We start from the raw sequence: 26,642 nt of genomic DNA on the forward strand, positions 1-26,642 counted from the left end.
TGATTTGTTCGGCGGCGCGGAAAGGCGGGGCTTGAGTTGATGACGGCACTGGGAAAACGGAACGAGACAATCGCTTTCGAAGACGGCCCGATGCCGCGCTACGAGGCGGTCAAGCAGTTCATCCGCAGCCGCATCGAGAGCGGCGAATGGCCCGCCCATCATCGCATCCCCTCGGAAAACGAGATCGTTGCCGACCTCGGCGTCAGCCGCATGACCGCCAACCGGGCGCTGAGGGAACTGGCAACCGAAGGCGCGATCACGCGGGTGCAGGGCGTCGGTTCTTTCGTCGCCGCGCACAAGGGCAGCACCGCGCTGCTTGAAGTCCGCAACATTGCCGACGAGATCCATGAACGTGGCCACGCCCATACGTCGTTGATGACGCTGCTCAAGGAAGAGGTCGCGACGCCTGACATCGGCTATGCACTCGGGCTTGCCACCGGCGCCCGCGTCTTCCATTCGATCATGGTGCACTCGGAAAACGGCCTGCCGATCCAGATCGAGGATCGTTTCGTCAATCCGGCGATCTGCCCGCGCTATCTGGAGCAGGATTTCCAGGCGATGACGCCGAACGCCTATCTGACGGCGATGGCGCCGATCACCCGCACCGAGCAGATCGTCGAAGCGGTCGCACCGCAGCTCTGGGAATGCAAGTTGCTCGGCATCGACCGCAACGAACCGTGCCTGATGATCCGGCGCCGCACGTGGTCGGACGCAGGCAATGTGACGACAGCGCGGCTGCTCTATCCCGGCACGCGCTATCGGCTCGAAGGCATGTCGCAGTAGGTTGCGGGTGGGTGTAATCGGGAAGCCGCACATCTTTTCCTTGATCCCGCTCTATTCTCGACAACATTCCGGTCGATTCGGAGGATCGACCGCCTAAGGGGAGGATGACGAGATCATGGTTGAGGACCCGCTGAAGCTTCGCACCGAGCTCCCGAGACCCGATGTCGGAGCCGAGGAGGCGCGTTCGCTGCTCGCCGAACACTATGGCCTGTCGGGCACGATCAGCGAACTCGGCAGCCAGCAGGACCGCAACTACCGTCTCGACACCGGCGAGCGGCGCTATGTGCTGAAGATATGCCGGGCGGAATACGAGCCGCTGGAACTGGAAGCGCAGAATGCGGCCTTGCGGCACCTTGGCAAACGTCTGCCGACGGCACGCGTTGCGGAGGTCGTGCCCTCTCTCAAGGGCGAGGCGATCGAGAGCGTTGCCGTCCGCGGCGCGGATTATCGCATCCGCTTGCTCACCTATCTCGAAGGCGAACCGCTCACCCGGCGCAAACATCTGTCGCGCGAAGCCGTGGCTGCTCTCGGCGGCCTGGCGGGTCAGCTCGCGTCGGCATTGGAGGACTTCGAGCATCCGGGGCTCGAGCGGGAACTGCAATGGGATCTGAGGCGCGCCGGCCCCGTCGTCCTGCATCTGCTTACCGATATGGCGGACCAGCAGCGCAAGAAGCGCATCGCTGAAGTGATGGTCGGCGCCATGCGGCGGTTGCAGCCGCTTACCCCTGAACTCAGGACCCAGGCGATCCACCATGACGTCACCGACGACAATGTGGTCAGCCGGCTCGACGCCGCCGGCCGGGCGATGCCGGACGGCGTCATCGATTTCGGCGATATCCTCAATGGCTGGCTGGCTGCCGAACTCGCTGTCACCTGCGCCTCGCTGCTGCATCATGCGGATGGAGACCCGTGGTTCATCCTACCCGCGGTCAAGGCGTTTCATGCGGCATGCCCGTTGACCGAGGTGGAACTGAAGGCGCTTTGGCCGCTGATCGTCGCGCGCGCTGCGGTGCTGGTCGCAAGCTCCGAACACCAGCTCTCCCGCGAGCCCGACAATGCTTACGTCGAGGGCAATGCCGCGCATGAGCGGGAGATCTTCGAGGTCGCGTCGTCGGTGCCTTCTGCGCTGATGGAGCACGCCATTCTTTCGGCCGTCGGCTTTGCGCCGGTATCGGCCCAGGTGACCGGGGAGAGCCTCATCCAGGGGCTCGGCCCCACTGACGTGCGCCAGATCGACCTCTCGATCCTGAGCCCGCTGTTGCCAGAGGAGCGCTGGCAGCACCAGGGATTGCCGATCTCGCTGCTGCAACACGCCGCCCATGCAATCGGCATCGCGACGACGCGCTATGGCGAATACCGGATGACGGAGACCCAGTTGCGGTCACCGAAGCCCGATGCCACCTTCGCACTGCATGTCGACATTTGCCTGGAGGCCGGTCGCGAGATTGTCGCTCCCTTTGCCGCCCGTATCGTCCGGCGGGACGGGCTGCTGGTGCTCGAAGGGGCCGAAGCCAGCCTGTTTCTCGAGGGCGTGGAAGCCGGTGCCGACCTCGAGGAGACGATCGTTGCTGGTGCCGTGCTGGGCGTCGTCTCCGGTGAACAGCACTCCTACGGCCTGATCCGCGTCCAGCTTTGCCGCGAGCATGGTCTCGTGCCTCCGCTTTTCGTCGTGCCGCGTCAGGCGGCGGCGTGGAAGCACCTGTGCCCGTCGCCGGCCGGCGTCCTCGGCTTCGAATGCGATGGGCCGGAGCCGCACAGCGAAACACTGCTTGCCCGCCGCCAGCAGCACTTCGCCAAGCCGCAGAAGAACTACTACCTGAAACCACCGCAGATCGAGCGCGGCTGGAAGGACCATTTGTTCGACATCGAGGGCCGCAGCTATCTCGACATGGTCAACAACGTTACCATTCTCGGCCATGGGCATCCGCGGCTTGCAGCCGCGGTGGGGCGGCAATGGTCGCTGCTCAACACCAATTCGCGTTTTCACTATGCCTCCGTCGCCGAATTCTCGACGCGGCTTGCAGCGCTCGCGCCGGATGGGCTTGACACGGTGTTTCTGGTCAACAGCGGCTCGGAGGCGAACGATCTGGCACTGCGGCTCGCCTGGGCCTATTCCGGCGCGCGCAACATCGTGAGCCTGCTCGAGGCCTATCACGGCTGGACGGTCGCGAGCGACGCAGTGTCGACCTCGATCGCCGACAATCCGCAGGCGCTCGAAACCCGCCCGGCCTGGGTACATCCGGTCACCGCGCCCAACACCTATCGCGGCGAGTTCCGCGGCGCCGACACGACCGACAGCTATGTGCGCTCCGTCGTCAAGAAACTGACCGAGCTGGACGCGGCGGACGAGAAGCTCGCGGGCTTCATCTGCGAACCGGTCTACGGCAATGCCGGCGGTATTCCGCTGCCGAAGGGCTATCTCGACGCGGTCTATGCCATGGTGCGGGCCCGCGGCGGCGTCTGCATCGCCGACGAGGTGCAGGTCGGTTATGGTCGCCTCGGAGACTATTTTTGGGGCTTCGAGGAGCAGGGCGTCGTGCCCGATATCATTACCGTCGCCAAGGGCATGGGCAACGGCCATCCGCTCGGCGCCGTCATCACCCGCCGCGAGATCGCCGATGCGCTGGAGAAGGAGGGGTACTTCTTCTCGTCCTCGGGCGGCAGCCCGGTGAGCTCCGTCGTCGGGCAGGTGGTCCTGGATATCCTGACCGAAGAACGGTTGCCGGAAAACGCACAGGTGGTCGGCGGCTATCTGAAGGCGCGGCTCGAAGCGCTAGGGCAGCACTTCCCGCTGATCGGCGCGGTGCATGGCATGGGACTCTATCTCGGCGTCGAATTCGTGCGCGATCGGGAGACCCTGTCGCCGGCGACCGAGGAGACGGCGGCGATCTGCGACCGCCTGCTCGATCTCGGCGTCATCATGCAGCCGACCGGCGACCACCTGAACGTGCTGAAGATCAAGCCGCCGCTCTGCCTATCCCGCGAGAGCGCCGACTTTTTCGCCGACATGCTGGGCCGGGTGCTGGAGGAGGGCTGGTAAAGGCGAAAACGCCGCGGGGAGGGCCGCGGCGTCTCGTTGGCGCTTTTCCTTGGATGAGCAATTCCAAACGGGAGACTTTGCCGGAACTGCTCCTGGGGATCAGCGTGCCGGCGGGGCGTACATCAGGCCGCCCTGGCTCCAGAGTTTGTTGAGACCGCGATCGATCTTCAGCGGGCTGTCCTTGCCGAGGTGGCGTTCAAAGACTTCGCCATAGTTGCCGACGGCGGAAACCACCTGGTAGGCCCACTTCGGGTCGAGCCCCAGCGACTTGCCGGCTTCGTTCTCGATGCCGAGGAAGCGCTTCTGGGCGTTCGTGCCGCTTTCGAGAAGCTTTGCGGCATTGTCCTTGGTGATGCCGAGTTCTTCGGCTTCGGTCAGCGCGAACAGCGTCCAGCGCACGATCTTGAACCACTGATCGTCACCCTGGCGGACGGCCGGACCGAGCGGCTCCTTGGAGATGACTTCAGGCAGCACGACGAAACGATCGGGGTCGTTCAGCGTCAGGCGCTGGGCATAAAGCGCAGAAGCGTCGGTCGAATAGACGTCGCAGCGGGCGGTGTTGAAGGCTTGGATCGTTTGGTCGGCCTTTTCGAAGGCGACGACCTGGTACTGGATGTTGTTGGCGCCGAAATAGTCGGCCATGTTCTGTTCGGTCGTCGTGCCGGTCTCGGTGCAGACGGAGGCGCCCGAGAGTTCCTTGACGCTCTTCACGCCGAGGTCGTTGCGCACCATGAAGGCCTGGCCGTCATAGTAGTTGACGCCGACGAAGCTCATGCCGAGATCGGTGTCGCGCGACAGCGTCCAGGTGGTCTGGCGCGACAGAAGGTCGGCCTCGCCCGACTGCAGCGCGGTGAACCGCTCCTTGGTCGACAGCGGTACGTATTTCACCTTGTCGGGATTACCGAGCGCTGCGGCAGCCACCGCACGGCAGAAATCGATGTCGAAACCGGTCCATTCGCCCTTGTCGTTGGGGGCGGAAAAGCCGAGCACGCCCTGGCTGACACCGCAGCGAAGTTCGCCGCGTTCCTTGATGACGTCGAGCATGCCGGCGTTGGCGGCGGTGCCGGCAAGAAACGCCGTGCTCGCCAGTGCCAGAACTCCAAATTTCACTCCAAGTTTCATTGTCCTGTTCTCCTCATTGATGTTTTTAGGGCATGCGTCTTCGTGCCGGGATGCGTGTCGGGCACCCCGGTCATTGCGTTTGGTTTTTCTGCTGTTCGACCCGGCCTTAACCGAGCGTCCTTGCGACGTCCGCAAAAGTCTCTTCGAGCACGGCGAGCAGGTGATCGGCATCGCGTTTCGAGAAGATCATCGGCGGGCGCATCTTCAAGATGTTGTCATGCGGGCCTTCGGTGCCCATCAGCACGCCGCGGCGGCGGGCGCCGTTGGAGACGGCGCGGGCGAATTCGGTTGCCGGTGCCTTGGTCTTGCGGTCGGTGACAAGTTCGATGCCGAGGAAGAGACCCATGCCGCGCACATCGCCGATCACCTCGTAGCGGGTCTGCATGGCGCGGAAGGCATCTATCAGATAGTTGCCGACCGAAAGCGCATTGCCGCGCAGATCCTGCCCTTCGATCACGTCAAGCACCGCGAGACCGACGGCGCAGGAGACCGGGTTGCCGCCGAAGGTATTGAAATACTCCATGCCGTTGTTGAAGCTGTCGGTCACCTCGCGGGTGGTGACGACGGCTGCGAGCGGATGGCCGTCGCCGATCGGTTTGCCCATGGTGACGACGTCAGGCACGACGCCTTGGGTCTCGAAGGCCCACCAATGGCTGCCGACGCGGCCGAAACCGACCTGCACTTCGTCTGCGATGCAGACGCCGCCGGCCTCGCGTACGAGGCGATAGACTTCCTTCAGGTAGCCCTCCGGCAGGAACACCTGGCCGGCGACGCTCGGGATCGATTCCGCGATGAAGAAGCCCGGGCCTTCGCCCTTGGCCTTCATCGTCGCGATCAGTTCGGCGACGCTTTCGGCAAACCGCTTGCCGTGTTCCTCGACCGGCCAGTCGGCCGGTGCATGGTAGCTGTCGGGAATGGTGGCCACATGCACATGCGGCTTCGGTCCCTTGCCGCCCTTGCGGCGGAACTTGTAGGGGCTGATATCGATCAGCTCCTGCGTCGTGCCGTGATAGGACCAGTCGAGCGTGATCGCATTCTCGCGGCCCGTATGGACGCGCATCAACCTCAGCGCCAGGCTGTTGGCCTCGGAACCGCTGTTGACGAAGCCGGCGACCGTCAATTCCTTCGGCAGCGTTGCCGTCAGCCGCTCGGCATAGGCGACGATGTTGTCGTGCAGGTAGCGGGTGTTGGTGTTGAGGATCGCCGCTTGCTTTGCCATCGCCTCGACCACTGCCGGATGGGCGTGACCGATGTGGCAGACGTTGTTGAAGCAATCGAGATAGGCGCGGCCGCTGTCGTCGATCAGCCAGACGCCTTCGCCGCGCACGAACTTGATCGGCTTGTCGTAGGAGATCGAAAGGTTCGGCAGGAGCAATTCCTTGCGGCGCTTGACGATCTCGTCGTGCGAGCGGCCTTTCTTCTCGTAGAACTCCTCGGCGATCCCGGCGAAGGTGCGCGCATCGGGGAAGAGTTCGGCCCAGACGTCGAGGAACTGCGGCTCGCCGACGCCGAGGATTTCGGTCGCCGACAGAGCGATGTCGGTCGAAAGCTGCAGGTGCAGATGCGGCGCCCAGCCGCCATTTTCCTTCGGCGCTCCCATCTCGCCGACAAGCGCGCCGGCCGCAAGCTGGTCGCCGGCCTTGATGCGTCCCATGGCTTCGTGCGCCATATGACCCCAGAGCGTGACGAAGGGCGGGCATCCCTCGGGCTCATGGCGAAGTGCTATCAGGCAGCCATAACCGAGCGGGTCCTTCTCGATCTCGACGCTGACGACGGTTGCGGCAAGCGGGGTGTAGAGCCTGGTGCCGGCGGCCATGAACAGGTCGAGCCCGAGATGGCGAGTGCGGCGGGTGTGGTCGATGAAGCGCGATACGAACATCTCGCCGGCATAGACGGTGCGTTCCTCGCCAAAAGGTCCGATGCCGAGTTCGACGCCATGCGCGCGACAATAGTCTTCCCAGATCGCCTGGGCTTCATCCGGCTGTTCGCCAGCGGATTTTACCGTCATCGGGTGGGTGGGGTCGCCATAGGGGACGAGCGCTGCCGGATAGGTGGCGGCGGGGCGTTCGAGCAGTGGCTTCAGCGACTTGCGGTTCGCGTTGATCCAGGCGGCAACCTTGCGGGCGCCGGATGTTGCCTCGAAGCCGCAGGCATGCCGCAGGATGGCGGTGGCGAAACGCGGGTTCATCCGGTCGAGCTTGCGCAAAAGCGTCCAGGCCGGCCGTTCGCTGATGGCGAGATAGGGATTGTCGTCGGTATGGGCGCGGCGGGACGCCGAGATCGTGACCGACGTGACGAGGCGCATCGCGATGAGATCGAAGAGCAGATCGACCTCTTCTTCCGCCAGCGGATACTCCGCATGGAAGCCACGGGCGATTGCCGCAGCGGCGCCGATCGGATCGGGATGGTCGAGCCCGGCATAGGCGGCGGCGATCGCCACCTCTGCAATCACGGGCGCATGCAGGGCGTCGCCGAAATCGATGAGGCCGGAAATGGTGTCGTGATCGACTTTATCGACCAGCACGTTCCAATCGTTGGCGTCGTTGTGAATGACGGCGGCACGAAGGGTTGCAAGTCGTGGTGCCACGGTCTTTTCGAAGCGGACAAGGAAGCGTTCGAGCAAGGCACGGTCTTCGGCCGAGGTGACGTGGTGCAGCCGGTCGGCCGAACGGCCGGCATGGCGGATATCCCAGTCGAGATCGCGCAGCGCGCCCGGATGCATGAAGCCCTTGAGCGAGGCATCGAAGCGGCCGAGCATCCGTCCGAGCGACTGTAGCGCCGCATCGTTGCGCCCGGTTTCGGCAAGCGGCAGGCCCTCGACCCAGCTGACGAGCCGCAGGCGGTGGGTGACGCCGCGCGTGCTCGTGGTCGAAGCAAGGCTCGTGCCTGACAGCGTCGGGCGGATATGCGGCACCGGCAGGTCGGCGGCATGGGCGCCGACGTGGCTGAGCAGTGCGGTCTGGAAATCGCTTTCGACCTCGGGCTCGGCACCATTGATGATCTTCAGAATGGAGATGCTGCCGTCCTCAGCCTCGACCTTGAAGTTCTGATCGCGTTCGCTGGCAAGCAGCGAGAGTGCGCCGGAGAGGCCGTAATGCTCCTTCAGCAAGGCGGCTGCCGCTTCGGTCGAAAAGTCGGGCGTGGTCTTCAGCATATCGTTCATGGGGATCCTCATCTCGATGACGAGATTTGCATGGGCTGTGCTCCGATGCATCCGGCAATATGCCGGTTGCACCGGCACTATGTTTATAATAACCGTCATCTTGTCGGCGGGCACGGAGGAGGGGACATGCAGGACATCGACGCGATCGACCGCACCATCCTCAGCATTCTGTCGCAGGAGGCGCGGATCCCGATGAAGTCGCTGGCGGGCCGGATCGGGCTCTCCAGAAGTGCGACGACCGAGAGGGTCACGCGACTGGAAAAGGCCGGCGTCATTCGCGGCTATCGCGCCGATATCGGCCAGCTGGACGAGGGCACCATTCAGGCCTTTCTGCTGGTGACGCTGAAGCGCACGCCATCGATCGGCGTGCTCGACCGGCTTGCCGGTTTCTCTGCGGTCCGCAAGGTGTCCTCCGTCAGCGGCCAGCTGGATCTCGTCGTCGAGGTCGAGGTCGGCTCGATCAATGCGCTCAACGAGCTGCGCAACGAGGTGGCGACGATGGACAATGTCGAGGATCTGACCACCTCGATCGTGCTTAGGCGGGATATCGAGCGAAGCTGATACGCCGCCAGCGGAACCGAGGGCGCCTCGTCAGCCCTCGCTCAGCAGCTCCGCCTGCGGAGCAAGCCGTTCGAGCAGCGAGCGGCGCACGCGGCCGATGTCGCGCATCGGTGGCTCGCCGAAATGGCGGGCATATTCGCGACTGAACTGCGACTGGCTTTCATAACCCACCTGATGGCCGGCATCGCCGGCGTCGAGACTCTCCTCCAGCATCAGCCGCCGGGCCTCCTGCAACCGAAGCTGTTTCTGGTATTGCAGGGGGCTCATCGCGGTGATCGCCTTGAAGTGATGGTGTAGCGACGAGACGCTCATGGAAACACGGTTAGCGAGATCGTCGATCCGCAAGGGCCGCGAATAGTGTTCCTTCAGCCAGGCGACTGCGCGGCCGACCTGATGCGGCTGGCTGTCGGTCGTCGCCATCTGTCTGAGGCGATGGCCGTGCGGCCCGGTCAAAAGCCGGTAGAGGATTTCCTGCTCGATCAGTGGCAGCAGCGCAGGGATATCGTCCGGCCGCTCGAGCAGACGCAGCAAGCGAAGTGCGGCATCTTCGAGTTCGACAGTGATCTTGCTAACGCTCATGCCGCGCACGGAGGCGGCGGGTGCCGGCAGCTGCGACAGGGACGCAAGCAGCGCCTGGATCTTACCCGGATCGAGCGTGAAGGCCATGCTGAGATAGGGCTCGTCTGCAGAGGCCTGGCAGACTTGGGACAGAACCGGCAGGTCGATCGACGTCAGCAGATAATCCGAGGCGCCGTAGATCAGCGTCTCTTCGCCGAGAACCACGCGCTTTGCTCCTTGCACGATGATCGCCAAACTCGGCCTGTAGGCGGAGCAGTTAACCGGGGCGTCGCCGCCGTGGCGGTGCAGGCTCAGGCCGGCAATCTGCGTCATGTGATCACCGTCGGTTTTGGCAAACCGGGCAATGACGTCGATCATCTCGGGACGGGCAGTCTGTCGCGTGGCTGTCATAATCTCAGGTCTTTCCAGCGGCTTAGCGTTGTGTGAGGCAACGCTCAGATAGGGTCTCGACGTGCCATCTCCAGGATGTCGCTGTCAATCTTGTAGGATCGTGCAAAAACTTTGCAGGATCGCTCTAACGCTTGCAGCGTGCGCACCCTCATAGTCCTGATGCGTCAGGCCGGGCTCCCTCCGGACCTGCACCCTTTCCCAAAATGAGGACAGACTGATGGCCATTGCAAGAGGATATGCGGCGACCGATGCGTCGAAGCCGCTGACGCCCTTCACCTTCGAACGCCGCGAACCGCGCGACGACGACGTGGTGATCGAGATCAAATATTGCGGCGTCTGCCACTCGGACATCCACCAGGCCCGCAACGAATGGGGCAACTCGGCGTTCCCGATGGTTCCGGGCCACGAGATCGTCGGCATCGTCACGGCGGTCGGCTCCAAGGTGACCAAGTTCAAGGTCGGCGACCGCGCCGGCGTCGGCTGCTTCGTCGATTCCTGCACCACCTGCGCTACCCGCGATCTGGATCTGGAACACTACATGCCCGGCCTGGTCGTGACCTATAACGGCGTCGAAGCCGACGGCAAGACACCGACCCAGGGCGGCTACTCCGACAGCATCGTCGTCAAGGAAGGCTACGTTCTGTCGATCCCCGAGAACCTGCCGCTCGACGCTGCGGCACCGCTGCTTTGCGCCGGCATCACGCTCTATTCGCCGCTGCGCCACTGGAAGGCCGGCCCCGGCAAGAAGGTCGCGATCGTCGGCATGGGCGGTCTCGGACATATGGGCGTCAAGCTGGCGCATGCCATGGGCGCAGACGTGACCGTTCTCAGCCAGACGCTTTCCAAAAAGGAAGACGGGCTGAAGCTCGGCGCCGATCACTACTATGCCACCAACGACCCCGAGACCTTCACGGCGCTGGCGGGCACGTTTGACCTGATCATCTGCACGGTTGCCGCCGAGATCGACTGGAACGCCTACCTCAACCTGCTCAAGGTCGATGGCGATCTGGTGCTGGTCGGTATTCCGGAGAACGCCGTGCCGGTGCATGCCTTCTCGCTGGTGCCGGCGCGCCGCAGCATTTCCGGCTCGATGATCGGCTCGATCAAGGAGACCCAGGAAATGCTCGACTTCTGCGGCGAACACGACATCGTTTCGGAAATCGAAACGATCCGCATCCAAGAGATCAACGAAGCCTATGAACGCGTCGTCAAGAGCGACGTGCGTTATCGGTTTGTCATCGACATGGCATCGCTGCAGGACGCCGCCTAAGCTGAAAGCAGACGGCCCGGGATCTGTGTAGATCCCGGGCCGTTCTCCTATTTTTCTGCGACAGAGGCTCACACCAGCGGCAGCGGCCCGTCGTTCTTGATCTCTTCCATGACAGCATAGGTGCGGGTCTCCTTGACGCCCGGGAGCGTCCAGAGAACCTGGCCGAGGAAGTTGCGGTAGGCCGCCATGTCCTCGAACCGCGTCTTGACCAGATAGTCGAAGCCGCCTGCCACCATGTGACATTCGAGCACGGCCGGCGCCTGTTTGACGGCGGCGGCGAACTGGTCGAAGACGTCGGGCGTCGTCTTGTCGAGCATGACCTCGATGAAGACCAGCAGCCCAAAGCCGAGCTTCTGCGGGTCCAATCGCGCGCCGAAGCCCGAGACGTATCCCTCCTTCAACAGCCGGCGCAGGCGTTCGCTGGTCGCGGTCGGCGACAGGCCGATGCGATCGGCAAGCTCCAGATTGGTGATGCGGCCGTCCGCCTGGAGAATGTTGAGAATTCGTCGGTCAATCTTGTCGATCTGATGCATCGTGCCTCCCAACCGTGCCTCAGGCGGCAAGTCGCGTTTCCGCGAGCTTCACCCAGTAGGAAATGCCGTGCGGGATCGCCTCGTCGTTGAAGTCATAGGCCGGGTGATGCAGCCCGGCGGTGTCACCGTTGCCCATGAAGATAAAGGCGCCGGGGCGGGCAAGCAGCATGTAGGAGAAATCCTCACCGCCCATCATCGGATCGAGCGACGGCTGGACATTGCCGGCACCGGCAATCTCGGCTGCCGCCTGCAAGGCATAACCGGTCTCGTCGGCATGGTTCACCGTTACCGGATAGTTGCGGTTGTAGGAGACCTGGACGGTCGCGCCGTAGATCTGGGCAACACCCTCGGCAATCGTGCGGATGCGGCTTTCGCCGATCTCGCGCACCTCAGGCATGAGGGTGCGCACGGTGCCGCCAAGCACGGCTTCCTGCGGAATGACGTTGTGGGCGAAACCGGCATTGAACTTGGTGACGGAGACGACGACGGAGGCGAGCGGATCGACTGTGCGCGACGCAATCGTCTGCAAGGCGGTCACGATCTGCGTTCCGACGATGATCGGATCGATCGTCTTGTGCGGCTGGGCCGCATGGCCGCCGCGGCCCTTGATGGTGATGGTGAACTCGTCGGTCGAGGCCATGATCGGGCCGACGCGGCTGCCGAACTGGCCGACGGGCATGCCCGGCATGTTGTGCATGCCGTAGACTTCGGCAATGGCGAAGCGCTCCATCATGCCGTCCTTGACCATCTCGTTGCCGCCGCCGCCGCCTTCTTCTGCAGGCTGGAAGATCACCGCGACTTGGCCGGCGAAGTTGCGGGTCTCGGCGAGATACTTCGCCGCCCCGAGAAGCATGGCCGTGTGGCCGTCGTGGCCGCAGGCATGCATCTTGCCGGATGTCTCAGAGGCCCAGTCCTTGCCGCTCGTCTCGGTGATCGGCAGCGCGTCCATGTCGGCGCGCAGACCGATGGTGCGGCCCGCGCCGAGATTGCCGCGGATGAGGCCGACGACGCCGGTGCGGCCAAGCCCCGTCACGATTTCGTCAACGCCGAACTCCTTCAGTTTCTTTTCGACGAAGGCTGCCGTATTTTCGACCGCGAACAGGAGCTCCGGATTCCTGTGCAGGTGGCGCCGCCATTCGGTGACTTCATTCTGGAGCTCGGCGGCACGGTTAAGTATCGGCATCGTTTCGTCCTGTCGGTCTGTTCGATCACTAATTGTATCTGCGTATCGGTGTGGATTGGCACGACTGCCCGTGAATGGGCTTTGCCATCTCCTCGCCATATAGGCTAAATAGCCGGACGAGACGAGGCAACAGCGGATTTTCGAGGTCCTATCGTGGTGACAGCAGGATTTTTCACGCGTGGCAAGATGAAGGCGCTCGGAGTGACGGCGGCGACATGCGCCACGCTTCTTGCGGCGCTGCCGGCTGCGGCCAATCCAAGGCTGGTCGTCGACGTCAATTCGCTGAAGGTTTACGAGCACCAGGATATCTTCCAGAAATGGTATCCGGCGTCGCTGACCAAGCTGATGACGGCCTACACGGCCTTCCGCGCCATCAAGTCCGGTCAGCTCACGCTCGAGAGCCCGGTCATCATGACCAAGAACGCCGCCGCCGAGCCGCCGAGCAAGATGTTCTACAAGCCCGGCCAGGCGATGACGCTCGACAGCGCGCTGAAGATGATGCTGGTGAAGTCGGCAAACGATGTTGCGGTCGCGATCGCCGAAACGGTCGCCGGTTCGGAGCCCGCCTTCATCGAGCGGATGAATGCAGAGGCCCGCCGCATCGGCATGACCTCCTCGAACTTCATCAATCCCAACGGTCTGCCTGGTCCCGGCCAGTACACGACCGCCCGCGACCTTGCGGTACTCGCGATCACGCTCAAGCGCGAGTTTCCGCAATACGCCTCCTATTTCTCGCTGGAAGGTTTCACCACCGGCAAGAAGGATTATCCGAACTACAACATGCTGATCGGCCGCTTCGAAGGGGCTGACGGCATGAAAACCGGCTTCATCTGCGCCTCCGGCTTCAACCAGGTTTCATCCGCCACCCGCGAGGGGCGCAGCGTCGTCTCGGTCGTGCTCGGCGAGGACAGCCTCGGTGCGCGTGCGGATGAGTCCGCACGGCTCCTGCAGATGGCACTGACGACGAACGGCAACGGCAAGCCGTCGCTGGTGCAGATCCCGGCCTATGGCGAGACGCGCGACATGGTGGCCGATGTCAGCAAGCAGATCTGCTCGAAGGCGGCCGCGAAGGTTCGCAGCGAGGGCCGCGACGAAGCCGGCCGCCAGAAGCTGCTCTCGCCCTATATCCACGAAATCAACCGGCCGCTGAAGCTTGCCTTCGCCGGGCTGATCGCCGGCAGCGGCGAAAAAGCGCCGAAGCTTGCCGGCGACCCGGCCGGCCAGGGCGATGTCGCCAATGTGCCGATCCCGGTGCCGCGGCCGACCTTCTGATCGGAGTGCATGATGGTTAGTCCCTTGTCGGCGGTGCCGGTCTCGATCCTTACCGGCTTCCTCGGTGCGGGCAAGACGACGCTGCTCAACCGGCTGCTGAAGGATCCTGATCTCTCGGATACGGCCGTTATCATCAACGAGTTCGGCGACGTGTCGATCGATCATCTGCTGGTGGAAGCCTCCGGCGACGGGGTCATCGAGCTTTCCGACGGCTGCCTCTGCTGTACCGTGCGTGGCGAACTGGTCGATACGCTTGCCGATCTCATGGACCGCATGCAGACTGGCAAGATCAAGCCGCTGAAGCGCGTCGTTATCGAAACCACCGGCCTTGCCGACCCGGCGCCAGTGCTGCAATCGGTGATCGGCAATCCGGTCATTGCGCAGAACTTCCGGCTGGATGGCGTGGTCACCGTCGTCGACGCCGTCAACGGCCTGCAGACGATCGCCAATCACGAAGAAGCGCTGAAGCAGATTGCCGTTGCCGATCGCATCGTCATCAGCAAGACCGGCCTTGCCGAAACGTCGGAGCGTGATGCGCTGACGGCGCGGATCCGCGGGCTCAATCCGCGCGCGCCGCTGATCGATGGCGACAGCGCCGAAGCCGGGCGCGCAGAGCTGTTCGATTGTGGCCTCTACGACCCGTCGTCGAAGATCGCCGATGTCGGCCGCTGGCTGCAGGACGAGGCGCACCACGACCACGATGATCATGATCATGATCATGACCATGACCATGACCACGGTCACGATCATCACGACCACGATCACCACCATGATCATGGGCACGATCATCATCACCATCACGATGTGACGCGACATGGCGGCGACATCCGCTCCTTCAGCATCGTGCACGACCGGCCGATCGAGCCTATGGCGCTCGACATGTTCATCGATCTCCTGCGCTCGGCGCATGGCGAGAAGCTGCTCCGGATGAAGGCGATCGTCGCGGTTGCCGACAGGCCGGACCGGCCGCTGGTGCTGCATGGCGTGCAGAACGTCTTCCACACGCCGGAGCGGCTCGCCGCCTGGCCGGACCCGAACGACCGTCGCACGCGCATGGTGCTGATCACCAAGGGGTTGGAAGAGGCCTTCGTCCGCGACCTCTTCGACGCCTTCACCGGCAAGCCGCGCATCGACCGGCCAGACGCCCAAGCGTTGTCTGACAATCCGCTCGCCGTGCCAGGCATGCGGTTCTAAATCACCTCAGTAATCGAAGCGTTGCCGCGCGGCAGACGTGGCGTCTTACGAGCCCTTGCGGATGAGGAACCGGTGGCCGCCGTCGGCGGGTGCGGCCTCTACAAGCTTGTGGCCGTCCTCGTTGCAGAAATGCGGAATGTCGATCACCGCCAGCGGATCGGTGGTCTCAATCTCCAGCAAGGCGCCCGGCGCCAGCGAAGTCATGCGTTTACGCGTCTTCAAAACGGGAAGGGGGCATTTAAGCCCCCTCAGGTCATAGACGATCTTCTGTTCGTCCGGCATCAATTGCCCCAGATCTTCCAGAACGGCCGCTTCTTCGGCGGCTCTTCCGTCATAACAGGCGCTTCGGCGGCCGCATCGGCTGACGGTGTCGTTGCCGTGGTCACGGCAGCGGCCTGCTGCTGGGCGGCAGGGGCCGGCGCCTTCGCCTGCTTTGCGGTCGTTGCCGGGGCGGCTTGTGTCTGCGGTGCGGCAGTAGCCTGCTGTTCAGGCGTGATGACGACCGGGGCCGGCATCTGCAACTCCGGCTCGCTCTTGGAGAACAGGCTCCAGAAGGATTTCTTCGGCTGCTCGACGGCCGCCTGCATCACTGGCTGCGGAATGGGATTGGCGGCCGGGACCGGGACGTGCTTGCCGCCATCGGTCGCCTTTTCGAGTTCCTTCTTCTGGATCTCGACGGCCTGCTTGGTTTCTTCCGCTTCCTTCTGCAAGGCGATCTTCTTTTCGAGATCGCTCGCCTTCATCATCTTGCCGGCGTCAAGCGAGTTTCCGGTCGGCGCATAGGCGAGTTCGCGGCCGACGCGCTGCTTGGCGACGATCGCCTTGCGCTCGGCTTCGCTTGGCTCGTACCAGACCATGCCGTCATACTTCTTCATCGCCTTGTCGTAGTCGGTCTGGTAGCTCTTTTCGAAGCTCGCCATCGCCACCTGCAGGGCCGGCGGCGTCGACATGGCGGGGCACTGGCCACCCGGATTGAACGGGCCGGAGGCCTGCTGGTTGAAGACGTATTTCTTCTCGCAGACATTGACTTCCGGCGGACGCTTGGTGACTTCAAACTGGTCGTAGCCGACCTTCAGCATCTTCCAGAAGTCGATATTCGGATTGTCGCGGTGCCGCGCCATGTTCTCCGCGGTCATGCGGAAGGGGAAGGCCTGCAGCTGAACGCTTTCCTGGCCGCCCTTGAAGCTATCGCGGGCGAGCGCAAAGATCTCGATCATCTGCTCGTCGGTCATCGAGTAGCAGCCCGACGACGAGCAGGCGCCGTGGATCATCAGGTGTGTGCCCTGGCGACCGTTCGCCTTGTCGTAGGCGTTGGGATAGCCGGTGTTGATCGCCAGATAGTAGTTGGAATTGGGGTTCATCTGGCGCGGGAAGAGCGGGTAGAAGCCTTCCGGCGCCTGCCGGTCGCCTTCCTTCACCTTGGGCCCAAGCTTGCCGGACCAGGCGCAGATCTTGTAGGTCTTCAAAAGCTGGAAGCGGTTGGCGGTATTGGCCTTCCAGACCTCGAGCGTGCCTTCTTCCTTGAAGATGCGCAGCGCGATCGGGGCTTGCTTCTGCATCCCGAGCTCGCTCATCTTTTTGACCATCGGGGCAGAGACCTGATACTCGGTCTTGTTCCTGACGGACTTGATATCGACCGATGTCGTCGCATCCAGCGTTTCGTTGGTGCAGCCGGCAAGCGCGGCGACAATGGCGGCGGAAGCTAAAAGGTTCCAGAAACGCATCAGCAGAGGCCCGTTCAAACCCAAACTCGACTAGGAAAGCCCAAGTCCGCGAGGGTGGGCCTTTTAGAGAATCACTAAGCGATTATACTTCACGAATTCTTAACCCTGCAGGGTGGCCCTGCCGATGCGCTGTTCATGACCTCATGAATATGGCCAAGATTTGGCCACACTCCGCTTTGCAGTTGCGAAATCCGCTTCCGCAATCGCGGGCCATCAGATCGGGCGAGGGGAAGGTCGTGGGATTTCCGCCCCGCTCCCGCTTAAGGACTGCCGATCCGGCTTAGAGGTTACGGCCGATATTCAGATATTTTTGTCGGCGATCGGTGCGCAACTGGTCGCCATCGCGTCCGGAAAGTTCCTTGAGCGCGTCGGCGATCACGGTTCCGGTGCGGCCGATGACCGCGTTCGGGTCGCGGTGCGCGCCGCCGACCGGTTCCTGAATGATGCCGTCGATGACGCCGAGCGCTTTCAGATCCTCGGACGTGATCTTCATGTTGCTGGCCGCTTCCTTGGCGCGGGTGGAATCGCGCCACAGGATCGAGGCTGCACCTTCCGGCGAGATGACGCTGTAGATCGCATGCTCGAGCATGTAGACGCGGTTGCCGGTGGCGATCGCAATCGCACCGCCGGAGCCGCCTTCGCCGATGACGACGGTGACGATCGGCACGCGAACGTTCAGGCACATCTCGGTGGAGCGGGCAATCGCTTCCGCCTGGCCGCGCTCTTCGGCGTTAACGCCCGGGTAGGCGCCTGCGGTATCGACCAGCGTGATCAGCGGCAGGCCGAAGCGGTCAGCCATTTCCATGACGCGGATCGCCTTGCGGTAGCCTTCCGGACGGGGGCTGCCGAAATTGTGCTTGATGCGCGACTTGGTGTCGTTGCCCTTTTCCTGGCCGAGAACGGCGACCGGCATGCCGCGGAAGCGCGCAAGACCGGCCTGAATGGCGTCGTCGTTGGCGAAGTTGCGGTCGCCGGCAAGCGGCGTGAACTCGGTGAAGAGTTCGGCGGCATAATCCAGGAAGTGCGGGCGCGAGGGGTGGCGGGCGACCTGGGTCTTCTGCCACGGCGTCAGCTTGGAATAGATCTCGACCATCGCGTCGCGGACGCGCGTCTCCAGGCGTTCGATCTCATCCGAAGTGTTCACACTCTCGTCTTCGCCGGCGAGCTTCTTCAATTCGAGAATCTTGCCTTCGAGGTCGGAGATGGGTTTTTCGAAATCGAGATAGTTGTGCATGAGATGCGTTTCCGATCATTTTGCGACAAGGGTCTGCGGGCCGAAACCAGCCTGCCCGGCGGTCCTAATCCTGTTTTTTCGCCTGTTTGGCAAGAGGGTGATGGTTTTGCACCAGGTTGTGCAGCCGTTCTTCCAGAACATGTGTATAGATTTGTGTCGTTGAAATGTCCGAGTGACCGAGCAGTTCCTGCACCGCGCGAAGGTCGGCGCCATTGGCCAGCAGGTGGCTGGCGAAGGCATGTCTAAGCACGTGCGGGGAGATCGTGGCGACGCGAATGCTGGCGCGCGCGGCCAGCGATTTCAGATCGCGGGCAAAAACCTGGCGCGGCAGGAACCCCTGCTTGCCCGAGGAGGGGAAGAGCCACGGGCTCTCTCGGTTGCCACTTTCCTCGCGCGCAATCTCCTCGGCGAGCGCCTCGCCATAGGCCCGCATGGCCCGGATCGCTGCCTGCGATAGTGGAACGAGGCGGTCCTTGTTGCCCTTGCCGCGGATGACGAGGAAGCGGCCGTTCTGGGCGAGCACGCTTGCCGGCAGCGACACCAGTTCGCTGACGCGCATGCCGGTCGCATAGAGCAGTTCGATCAGCGCATGCATGCGCAATTTGGCGAGGTGGTCGGTACCGCCGGCTGCCGCCTCGGTCTCCGCCTGGCCGATCAGGCGCGAGACGTCGTCGACGCTCAGCGTCTTCGGCAGGCTACGTCCCTTCTTCGGGGCGTCGAGGATCCCGGTGGGGTCGTCGCCGCGCATGCCTTCGGCGTAGAGGAATTTGTAGAACTGCCTGAGCGCCGAAAGCCGCCGCGCTTGCGAGGAAGCCTTGAAGCCCTGACCGGCGAGATGGGCGAGATACCCGCGAAGGTCATCTGGTGTCGCCCCGGTCAGCCCGGTTCCGAGCGTGCGCAGATGCGAGGAGGCATCTTCGAGGTCACGCTCGTAGGATTGCAGCGTGTTGACCGCTGCACCCCGCTCGGCGCTCATCATTTCGAGGAAAGCCTCGACATGGGCGGCGGAAAGATCGCTCATTGGGTCTTGTTCACCCGTTCGGACGGGATCTTCACGGTGACGTCGCGCTCCGTCGGCTCGACGAAGGTGACGAGAGAGATCATCGTGCCGTACACTATCCCGGCAATTACGGCGCAGAAGAACAGGAACCGGAAGAGGGTCGGCATTTCAATCTCCTCTGCATGTGCCTTTCGATCGAAGCGGACGTAAGGTTACATGCAGGCGTTCAAACGGCCAGTGCGTTTCAGGCGCTCGGAATGAGCGCGCGACGCTGTGGCGGGTGCCAGACCTATATGAACGCCGCTTCCGCCGAGTTCAAGAACCGTGAGCGGACGCGCGCGACGACTTGACGCTACACCCCGATTTGTCGATACCGAAAGGGAATGGGGAATAAGAAGTCCAATGAACGACGTGATCGAACCGGTTTCCGCAACGCTTGCCGAGCGGGCGAAGCTTGTACTCGGTAAACGTAATCTCGTGTTCATCGGCCTGATGGGCGCCGGCAAATCGGCAATCGGTCGTTTGACGGCTCAGGCGCTTGGCATTCCCTTCGTCGATTCCGACCATGAGATCGAGCGCGTCTCGCGCATGACGATCAGCGATCTCTTTGCCCGCTATGGCGAAGACGAGTTCCGGGCGCTTGAAACGCGGGTGCTGAAGCGGCTCTTGCGCAGCGGTCCGCGCGTGGTCTCGACCGGCGGCGGCGCCTATATCAACGAGCGCTCGCGCCGCCAGATCAAGAAGGGTGGCCTGACGGTCTGGCTGAACGCCGAGCTCGACGTGCTCTGGGAGCGGGTCAACAAGCGCGACACCCGGCCGCTGCTGAAGACCGAGAACCCGAAGCAGACGCTCGAAAACCTGATGAATGCGCGTTACCCGATCTACGCCGAAGCGGACCTGACGGTGCTGTCGCGCGATGTGAAGAAAGAGACGATGGTCGAGGATGTCCTCACCGCCGTCATCGAGTACCAGGACAAGAAGACCCATGAATAGCCATGCGATGCCTGCCGCCGAACGCAAGGTCCGTGTCGACCTCGGTGACCGTTCCTACGACATCCTGATCGGTCCCGGGCTGATTGCGGCGGCCGGTGAGGAAATCGCCGCCCGCCTCAAGGGGCGCAAGATGGCCGTCATCACCGATGAGAACGTCGCGCCGCGCTACCTTGAGCCGCTGATGGCGAGCCTTGGGGAGTGCGACATCGACGCCGTGTCGCTGGTGCTTCCCGCCGGCGAAAAGACCAAGAGCTTCGAACATCTGATTCCGGTCTGCGAAACGGTGCTTGGCGCCCGGATCGAGCGCAACGATGCGGTGATCGCGCTTGGCGGCGGCGTCATCGGTGATCTCACCGGCTTTGCCGCCGGCATCGTGCGCCGCGGCTCGCGCTTCATCCAGATACCGACCTCGCTCTTGGCGCAGGTGGATTCCTCCGTCGGCGGCAAGACCGGCATCAATTCGCCGCACGGCAAGAACCTGATCGGTGTCTTCCACCAGCCGGATCTGGTGCTGGCCGACACCGACGTGCTCGACACCTTGAGCGAGCGCGAATTCCGCGCCGGTTATGCCGAGGTCGCAAAATACGGGCTGATCGACAAGCCGGACTTCTTTGCCTGGCTCGAAAACAACTGGCAGGCGGTCTTTGCGGGGGGTAGCGCCCGCATTGAGGCGATCGCAGTCAGCTGCCAGGCCAAGGCGGACGTCGTGGCGGCGGACGAACGCGAAAATGGCCTGCGCGCGCTGCTCAATCTCGGCCACACCTTCGGCCATGCACTGGAGGCGGCGACCGAATACGACAGCGCCCGGCTGGTGCACGGTGAGGGCGTTTCGATCGGCATGGTGCTGGCGCATCAGTTCTCGACGCGCATGAACCTTGCGAGCGCCGACGATGCAACCCGTGTCGAGGCGCATCTGAGGGCCGTCGGCCTGCCGACGCGCATGTCGGAAATTCCCGGTACACTGCCTCCGGCAGATCGGCTGATGGACGCGATTGCCCAGGACAAGAAGGTCAAGGGCGGCAAGCTCACCTTCATCCTGACGAAGGGTATTGGCCAGTCCTTCGTCGCTGATGACGTCCCATCCTCCGAGGTTCTGAGCTTCCTGAGGGAAAAGCACCCGCAATGACCGGCGAAGCCTTCATTGCCTTCCTGGCGGAGTACTGGCTGTCGATCCTGTCAGTCTTCTGCCTGCTTGTGCTTTCGGGCTTCTTTTCGGGTTCGGAGACGGCGCTGACCGCCGCGTCGCGCTCGCGTATGCATACGCTGGAAAACAACGGCGAAGAGCGCGCCGGCATCGTCAACCGGCTGATCGAGCGTCGCGACCGGCTGATCGGCGCGCTGCTGATCGGTAACAATCTCGTCAACATTCTTGCCTCGTCACTGACGACGAGCCTGCTGATCGGTCTCTTCGGCGACAGCGGCGTGGCGATCGCCACACTCGCCATGACCGTGCTGCTCGTCATCTTCTCGGAAGTACTGCCGAAGAGCTGGGCGATTGCCTCGCCGGATCGTTTCGCGATTGCCGTGGCACCGCTCGTCCGTCTCTTCGTCGCCGTCGTCGGCCCGGTTTCGAGCCTCGTCAACGGCATCGTCCGGCGCCTGCTTAACATCTTCGGCATCAACCTGGCCTCCGACATGTCTATGCTGTCGGCGCATGAGGAACTGCGCGGCGCCGTGGACCTGCTGCACCGTGAGGGCTCGGTGATCAAGGCCGACCGCGATCGGCTCGGCGGCGTGCTCGATCTTGGCGAGCTTGAAATCTCCGACATCATGATCCACCGCACCAGCATGCGGGCGATCAATGCCGACGAGCCGCCGGAAACCTGCGTCCGCGATATTCTCGAAAGCCCGTTCACGCGGCTGCCGCTCTGGCGCGGGTCGACGGACAACATCATCGGCGTCGTGCATTCCAAGGATTTGCTGAGGGCGCTGGCCGAACCCAATGTCGAGCCGGAAAACCTCGATATCGTCAAGATCGCGCAGAAGCCCTGGTTCGTGCCGGACACGACCAACCTCAAGGATCAGCTCAACGCGTTCCTGCGTCGCAAGCTGCATCTGGCGATCGTCGTCGACGAGTATGGTCAGGTTCAGGGTCTGGTGACGCTGGAGGACATTCTGGAGGAAATCGTCGGCGATATCGCCGATGAGCACGACCTCGACATTCAGGGCGTGCGCCAGGAAGCCGATGGCTCGATCGTCGTCGATGGCTCGGTGCCGATCCGCGATCTCAACCGCGCGCTCGACTGGTCGCTGCCGGACGAGGAGGCGACGACGGTGGCCGGTCTGGTCATCCACGAGTCCAAGAGCATTCCGGAGGAACGCCAGGCCTTCACCTTCCACGGCAAACGCTTCATCGTGATGAAGCGGGTGAAGAACCGCATTACCAAGCTGCGCATCCGCCCGGCGGAAGAGGGCGCTCCGCTGGCCTGATGGCCGCGATTGCCTCTACCAGCGGGTCGGCTCGCCGGGGGCTGCCGGCTCGACGGCGAGCGCATGCAGGCCGGCGTCGAGTTCTGGCTTCAGGAGATCATTGATGGCGCGGTGGCGGGCGACACGGCTCATGCCGGCAAAGGCGCTAGAAACGATACGCACGCGCATGTGGGACTCGCCGGTACCATCGAAGCCCGGCTGATGGCCGGCATGCTGATGGCTCTCGTTGATGACCTCGAGCCGTTCAGGGTGGAAGGCCTCGATCAGCTTCTTTTCGATGGTCTCGGTGAGCGACATTCTTCCGTCCCATTTTGCTGTTTGCTTGGCGCCCCCTCGCAGTTAAGAACCCGGTAATCGCTGGCACGGCGGCGCAAAATGCCCGCACAAAGCCAGCAACATTCCGCTTTGTCAATTCTTGTTGTGACTCCCGCCAAACCCCATAATGAGCGCCATGAGACTCGATTCAAAATACTTCGATCGCATTCGAACCCGGCGCAAGGTCGAGCCGCAGGCAGAGCCGGCGGCTCCCGTCTGTCAGTGGGACGGCTGCGATCAGAAGGGTGTGCACCGGGCGCCCGTCGGTCGCAACGCCGAGGGGCAGTACTTCATGTTCTGCTTCGAGCACGTGAAGGAATACAACAAGGGCTACAACTTCTTCTCCGGCCTCTCCGACAGCGAGGTCGCCCGCTACCAGAAGGAAGCGATCACCGGTCATCGGCCCACCTGGACTGTCGGCGTCAACAAGAACGCGAAGAACGGCCCGACCCAGTCGCAGACGCGGTCTGGCTCTGCCGGCGCCCAGGCCCGCATGCGCGATCCCTTCGGCTTTGTCAGCGAGGCACGGGCGCGATCCGGTCGTCCCGAGCCACGTCAGCGCAAGCTGAAGACGCTCGAGGCGAAGGCCTTCGAAACGCTTGGTCTCGGAGCCTCGGCGACCACTCCCGACATCAAGGCGGCATACAAGGACCTCGTCAAGAAGCATCACCCCGATGCCAATGGCGGAGATAGAGGATCGGAAGAGCGTTTTCGCGCGGTTATTCAGGCCTACCAATTGTTAAAACAGGCTGGTTTCTGCTAACAACCCGGATTAATACAGAAGCACTTTTGCAGGCGAATGCGCGGGTGCCGTCCGGTGGCCGCTCTGGAGACATGATGAGCAAGATTGACCTCGACATTTCCAACCTCCCCGACACCACGATTTCCGTCCGGGAGGTTTTCGGCATTGATACGGATTTGCGCGTTCCTGCCTATTCGAAGGGCGACGCCTATGTCCCGGATCTGGATCCGGACTACCTCTTCGACCGCGAAACGACGCTCGCCATTCTCGCAGGCTTCGCCCACAACCGACGCGTGATGGTGTCGGGCTATCACGGCACCGGCAAGTCCACCCATATCGAGCAGGTCGCCGCGCGCCTCAACTGGCCGTGCGTGCGCGTCAACCTCGATAGCCATGTCAGCCGTATCGACCTCGTCGGCAAGGACGCGATCGTCGTCAAGGACGGCCTGCAGGTCACCGAATTCAAGGACGGCATCCTGCCCTGGGCCTACCAGCACAATGTCGCGCTCGTCTTCGACGAATACGATGCCGGCCGCCCGGACGTCATGTTCGTCATCCAGCGCGTGCTGGAATCCTCCGGCCGCCTGACGCTGCTCGACCAGAGCCGTGTCATCCGTCCGCACCCGGCCTTCCGCCTGTTTGCGACCGCCAACACCGTCGGCCTCGGCGACACGACCGGCCTCTATCATGGCACGCAGCAGATCAATCAGGCGCAGATGGACCGCTGGTCGATCGTCACCACGCTGAACTACCTGCCGCACGACAAGGAAGTCGACATCGTCGCCGCCAAGGTCAAGGGCTTCACTGCCGACAAGGGCCGCGAGACCGTCTCCAAGATGGTACGTGTCGCCGACCTCACGCGCGCAGCCTTCATCAATGGCGATCTCTCGACCGTCATGAGCCCGCGTACGGTCATCACCTGGGCCGAGAACGCCCACATCTTCGGCGACATCGCTTTCGCCTTCCGCGTGACCTTCCTCAACAAGTGCGACGAGCTGGAGCGGGCGCTGGTCGCCGAGCACTACCAGCGCGCCTTCGGCATCGAGCTGAAGGAAAGCGCTGCCAACATCGTGCTCGAAGCCACCGCCTGATCCCACGGCCTGCCGTCCCCTTTGGGAGGGTGGGCCATGACGCTGTGGCAAACCGGATGACGCCCCACTGGGGCGCCGTCGCCTCTGGCTGAAGAAGGAACTGTCGTGAGCTCGAATTCGAAGGCAAAGCCAACCACGCGCGAGAATGCTGCGGAACCGTTCAAGCGGGCGCTTTCCGGCTGCATCCGATCGATCGCGGGCGATGCCGAGGTGGAAGTCGCCTTCGCCAACGAGCGGCCGGGCATGACCGGCGAACGCATCCGTCTACCGGAACTTTCCAAGCGCCCGACCCTGCAGGAACTTGCCGTGACCCGCGGGCTCGGTGACAGCATGGCGCTGCGCAAGGCCTGTCACGATGCGCGTATCCACGCGACCATGTCGCCGCAAGGCGCAGATGCCCGCGCGATCTTCGATGCGGTGGAGCAGGCGCGTGTCGAGGCGATCGGGTCGCTGCGCATGGCGGGTGTCGCCAAGAACCTCAACGTCATGCTCGAAGAGAAATACGCCAAGGCGAATTTCGCAACGATCGAGCGCCAGGCGGACGCGCCGCTCGGCGAGGCCGTAGCGCTGCTGGTGCGCGAGAAGCTGACGGGCCAGAAGCCGCCGGCATCTGCCGGCAAGGTGCTCGACCTCTGGCGCGAGTTCATCGAGGGCAAGGCTGCCGGCGACATTGAGCACCTGTCGTCGACGATCAACAACCAGCAGGCCTTTGCCCGGGTCGTTCGCGACATGCTGACCTCGATGGAAGTCGCCGAGAAATACGGTGACGACGACAACGAGCCGGACGAGCAGGAAAGCGAGACCGACGAAGACCAGCCGCGCAGCCAGGAGCAGGACGAGAACGCCAGCGACGAGGAAGCCGGCGACGATGCCGCACCCGCCGACGAGAACCAGGCTGCCGAAGAGCAGATGGAAGAAGGCGAGATGGACGGCGCGGAGATCTCCGACGACGACCTCCAGGACGAAGGCGACGAGGACAGCGAAACGCCCGGCGAGGTCAAGCGTCCGAACCAGCCCTTCGCCGACTTCAACGAGAAGGTCGACTACGCCGTCTTCACCCGCGAGTTCGACGAGACCATCGCCTCGGAAGAGCTTTGCGACGAGGCCGAGCTCGACCGGCTGCGCGCCTTCCTCGACAAGCAGCTTGCCCATCTGCAGGGTGCGGTCGGCCGGCTTGCGAATCGGCTGCAGCGCCGCCTGATGGCGCAGCAGAACCGCTCCTGGGAGTTCGATCTCGAAGAGGGCTATCTCGACTCGGCGCGACTTCAGCGCATCATCATCGATCCGATGCAGCCGCTCTCCTTCAAGCGCGAAAAGGACACTAACTTCCGCGATACCGTCGTGACGCTGCTGATCGACAATTCCGGCTCGATGCGAGGCCGCCCGATCACGGTTGCCGCCACTTGCGCCGATATCCTGGCGCGCACGCTCGAGCGCTGCGGCGTCAAGGTCGAGATCCTTGGTTTTACCACCAAGGCGTGGAAGGGTGGGCAGTCACGCGAGAAGTGGCTGGCCGGCGGCAAGCCACAGGCCCCGGGTCGCCTCAACGACCTGCGACACATCGTCTACAAGTCTGCCGACGCTCCGTGGCGCCGCGCACGACGCAATCTGGGCCTGATGATGCGGGAAGGCCTGCTCAAGGAAAACATCGACGGCGAGGCGCTGATTTGGGCGCATGAGCGGCTGATGGCGCGGCGCGAACAGCGGCGCATCCTGATGATGATTTCGGACGGCGCGCCGGTCGACGACTCGACGCTGTCGGTCAATCCCGGAAACTATCTGGAGCGTCACCTGCGCGCGGTCATCGAGCAGATCGAAACGCGCTCGCCGGTGGAACTGCTGGCAATCGGTATCGGCCACGACGTGACGCGCTACTATCGCCGTGCCGTCACGATCGTCGATGCCGATGAGCTTGCCGGCGCGATGACCGAACAGCTGGCCGCACTCTTCGAGGACGAAAGCCAGCGCCGCGGTTCTTCGCGTCTTCGCCGCGCCGGGTGATGCTTCCCCCTTGGGGGCGGTG

23 protein-coding genes are annotated in these 26,642 nt (G+C 63.3%); 12 read left to right on the top strand and 11 right to left on the bottom strand.

From position 1 onward, the window contains the following. Positions 1-39: 39 nt before the first annotated feature. Positions 40-783, top strand: a complete 744-nt coding sequence (gene hutC, locus IB277_RS18780) for a histidine utilization repressor (RefSeq protein ID WP_034806500.1) — start codon at positions 40-42, stop codon at positions 781-783. A 115-nt stretch (positions 784-898) separates the two neighbouring features. Further along, complete coding sequence (locus tag IB277_RS18785; protein ID WP_090299910.1) at positions 899-3,823, top strand: aminotransferase; 2,925 nt, start codon at positions 899-901, stop codon at positions 3,821-3,823. Positions 3,824-3,922: 99 nt separating this feature from the next. On the opposite strand, the gene IB277_RS18790 is transcribed toward IB277_RS18785, so the two are convergent. Together IB277_RS18790 and IB277_RS18795 are read right to left on the bottom strand one after the other, a co-directional pair. Further along, the gene (locus tag IB277_RS18790) at positions 3,923-4,945 is read right to left on the bottom strand and encodes an amino acid ABC transporter substrate-binding protein (RefSeq protein WP_060518536.1); all 1,023 of its coding nucleotides are present in this window, start codon (positions 4,943-4,945) and stop codon (positions 3,923-3,925) included. A 106-nt stretch (positions 4,946-5,051) separates the two neighbouring features. Beyond that, positions 5,052-8,108 carry an aminotransferase class III-fold pyridoxal phosphate-dependent enzyme gene (locus IB277_RS18795; protein WP_110819215.1) on the bottom strand — a complete coding sequence of 1,019 codons (3,057 nt, stop codon included), beginning with the start codon at positions 8,106-8,108 and terminating at the stop codon, positions 5,052-5,054. Positions 8,109-8,234: 126 nt separating this feature from the next. Between IB277_RS18795 and IB277_RS18800 the strand changes: the two genes are divergently transcribed. Beyond that, positions 8,235-8,669, top strand: coding sequence for an Lrp/AsnC family transcriptional regulator (locus IB277_RS18800; protein WP_034806510.1), 435 nt, complete (start codon positions 8,235-8,237; stop codon positions 8,667-8,669). A gap of 30 nt (positions 8,670-8,699) precedes the next feature. Here IB277_RS18800 and IB277_RS18805 read toward each other — a convergent pair whose 3' ends face one another. Then, on the bottom strand, positions 8,700-9,638 hold the full coding sequence (locus IB277_RS18805) for an AraC family transcriptional regulator (RefSeq protein ID WP_090299906.1): 939 nt from the start codon (positions 9,636-9,638) through the stop codon (positions 8,700-8,702). Positions 9,639-9,855: 217 nt separating this feature from the next. Here IB277_RS18805 and IB277_RS18810 point away from each other — a divergent pair, with 217 nt between their 5' ends. Then, positions 9,856-10,908, top strand: a complete 1,053-nt coding sequence (locus tag IB277_RS18810) for an NAD(P)-dependent alcohol dehydrogenase (RefSeq protein WP_060518530.1) — start codon at positions 9,856-9,858, stop codon at positions 10,906-10,908. Between the two features lie 68 nt (positions 10,909-10,976). Here IB277_RS18810 and IB277_RS18815 read toward each other — a convergent pair whose 3' ends face one another. Both IB277_RS18815 and IB277_RS18820 read right to left on the bottom strand, forming a co-directional pair. Further along, positions 10,977-11,441 carry an Lrp/AsnC ligand binding domain-containing protein gene (locus IB277_RS18815; protein WP_034806518.1) on the bottom strand — a complete coding sequence of 155 codons (465 nt, stop codon included), beginning with the start codon at positions 11,439-11,441 and terminating at the stop codon, positions 10,977-10,979. 19 nt (positions 11,442-11,460) lie between these two features. Further along, on the bottom strand, positions 11,461-12,624 hold the full coding sequence (locus IB277_RS18820; RefSeq protein ID WP_034806520.1) for a M20 aminoacylase family protein: 1,164 nt from the start codon (positions 12,622-12,624) through the stop codon (positions 11,461-11,463). A gap of 201 nt (positions 12,625-12,825) precedes the next feature. On the opposite strand from IB277_RS18820, the gene IB277_RS18825 reads away from it, so the two are divergent. Together IB277_RS18825 and IB277_RS18830 are read left to right on the top strand one after the other, a co-directional pair. Beyond that, the gene (locus IB277_RS18825; RefSeq protein ID WP_034806728.1) at positions 12,826-13,896 is read left to right on the top strand and encodes a D-alanyl-D-alanine carboxypeptidase family protein; all 1,071 of its coding nucleotides are present in this window, start codon (positions 12,826-12,828) and stop codon (positions 13,894-13,896) included. 12 nt (positions 13,897-13,908) lie between these two features. Next, positions 13,909-15,090, top strand: coding sequence for a GTP-binding protein (locus IB277_RS18830; protein ID WP_110819216.1), 1,182 nt, complete (start codon positions 13,909-13,911; stop codon positions 15,088-15,090). Positions 15,091-15,135: 45 nt separating this feature from the next. On the opposite strand, the gene IB277_RS18835 is transcribed toward IB277_RS18830, so the two are convergent. From IB277_RS18835 to IB277_RS18855, 5 genes are all read right to left on the bottom strand, one after another. Next, positions 15,136-15,372 carry a sulfurtransferase TusA family protein gene (locus IB277_RS18835; RefSeq protein ID WP_060518528.1) on the bottom strand — a complete coding sequence of 79 codons (237 nt, stop codon included), beginning with the start codon at positions 15,370-15,372 and terminating at the stop codon, positions 15,136-15,138. Next, positions 15,372-16,814: a murein L,D-transpeptidase family protein gene (locus IB277_RS18840; protein ID WP_060581198.1), complete on the bottom strand. Its 1,443-nt coding sequence runs from the start codon at positions 16,812-16,814 to the stop codon at positions 15,372-15,374. The genes IB277_RS18835 and IB277_RS18840 overlap by 1 nt, the downstream gene beginning before the upstream one ends. 280 nt (positions 16,815-17,094) lie before the next feature. Beyond that, positions 17,095-18,048, bottom strand: coding sequence for an acetyl-CoA carboxylase carboxyltransferase subunit alpha (locus tag IB277_RS18845; RefSeq protein ID WP_034806530.1), 954 nt, complete (start codon positions 18,046-18,048; stop codon positions 17,095-17,097). Between the two features lie 64 nt (positions 18,049-18,112). Beyond that, positions 18,113-19,069, bottom strand: a complete 957-nt coding sequence (gene xerD, locus IB277_RS18850) for a site-specific tyrosine recombinase XerD (protein WP_060518526.1) — start codon at positions 19,067-19,069, stop codon at positions 18,113-18,115. Continuing rightward, positions 19,066-19,215: a hypothetical protein gene (locus IB277_RS18855; RefSeq protein WP_034806731.1), complete on the bottom strand. Its 150-nt coding sequence runs from the start codon at positions 19,213-19,215 to the stop codon at positions 19,066-19,068. The genes xerD and IB277_RS18855 overlap by 4 nt, the downstream gene beginning before the upstream one ends. A 235-nt stretch (positions 19,216-19,450) precedes the next feature. On the opposite strand from IB277_RS18855, the gene IB277_RS18860 reads away from it, so the two are divergent. The 3 genes from IB277_RS18860 to IB277_RS18870 are packed head-to-tail and all read left to right on the top strand — an operon-like array spanning position 19,451 to position 22,471. Next, positions 19,451-20,041 carry a shikimate kinase gene (locus IB277_RS18860; RefSeq protein WP_034806536.1) on the top strand — a complete coding sequence of 197 codons (591 nt, stop codon included), beginning with the start codon at positions 19,451-19,453 and terminating at the stop codon, positions 20,039-20,041. Next, complete coding sequence (gene aroB, locus IB277_RS18865; RefSeq protein WP_090299900.1) at positions 20,034-21,167, top strand: 3-dehydroquinate synthase; 1,134 nt, start codon at positions 20,034-20,036, stop codon at positions 21,165-21,167. Before IB277_RS18860 ends, aroB begins: the two co-directional genes overlap by 8 nt. Further along, positions 21,164-22,471, top strand: a complete 1,308-nt coding sequence (locus IB277_RS18870; RefSeq protein ID WP_060518524.1) for an HlyC/CorC family transporter — start codon at positions 21,164-21,166, stop codon at positions 22,469-22,471. The genes aroB and IB277_RS18870 overlap by 4 nt, the downstream gene beginning before the upstream one ends. Before the next feature lie 15 nt (positions 22,472-22,486). On the opposite strand, the gene IB277_RS18875 is transcribed toward IB277_RS18870, so the two are convergent. Continuing rightward, positions 22,487-22,768: a BolA family transcriptional regulator gene (locus IB277_RS18875; protein WP_060518522.1), complete on the bottom strand. Its 282-nt coding sequence runs from the start codon at positions 22,766-22,768 to the stop codon at positions 22,487-22,489. A gap of 145 nt (positions 22,769-22,913) precedes the next feature. Between IB277_RS18875 and IB277_RS18880 the strand changes: the two genes are divergently transcribed. From IB277_RS18880 to cobT, 3 genes are all read left to right on the top strand, one after another. Then, positions 22,914-23,549 (top strand): J domain-containing protein, encoded by a 636-nt coding sequence (locus tag IB277_RS18880; RefSeq protein WP_090299898.1) that lies wholly within the window; start codon positions 22,914-22,916, stop codon positions 23,547-23,549. Between the two features lie 74 nt (positions 23,550-23,623). Next, on the top strand, positions 23,624-24,619 hold the full coding sequence (gene cobS, locus IB277_RS18885) for a cobaltochelatase subunit CobS (protein WP_034806552.1): 996 nt from the start codon (positions 23,624-23,626) through the stop codon (positions 24,617-24,619). Between the two features lie 105 nt (positions 24,620-24,724). Then, on the top strand, positions 24,725-26,620 hold the full coding sequence (gene cobT, locus IB277_RS18890) for a cobaltochelatase subunit CobT (RefSeq protein WP_034806554.1): 1,896 nt from the start codon (positions 24,725-24,727) through the stop codon (positions 26,618-26,620). Positions 26,621-26,642 lie beyond the last annotated feature (22 nt).

Source organism: Ensifer sp. ENS07, from assembly GCF_014852185.1.
Lineage (GTDB): Bacteria > Pseudomonadota > Alphaproteobacteria > Rhizobiales > Rhizobiaceae > Ensifer > Ensifer adhaerens.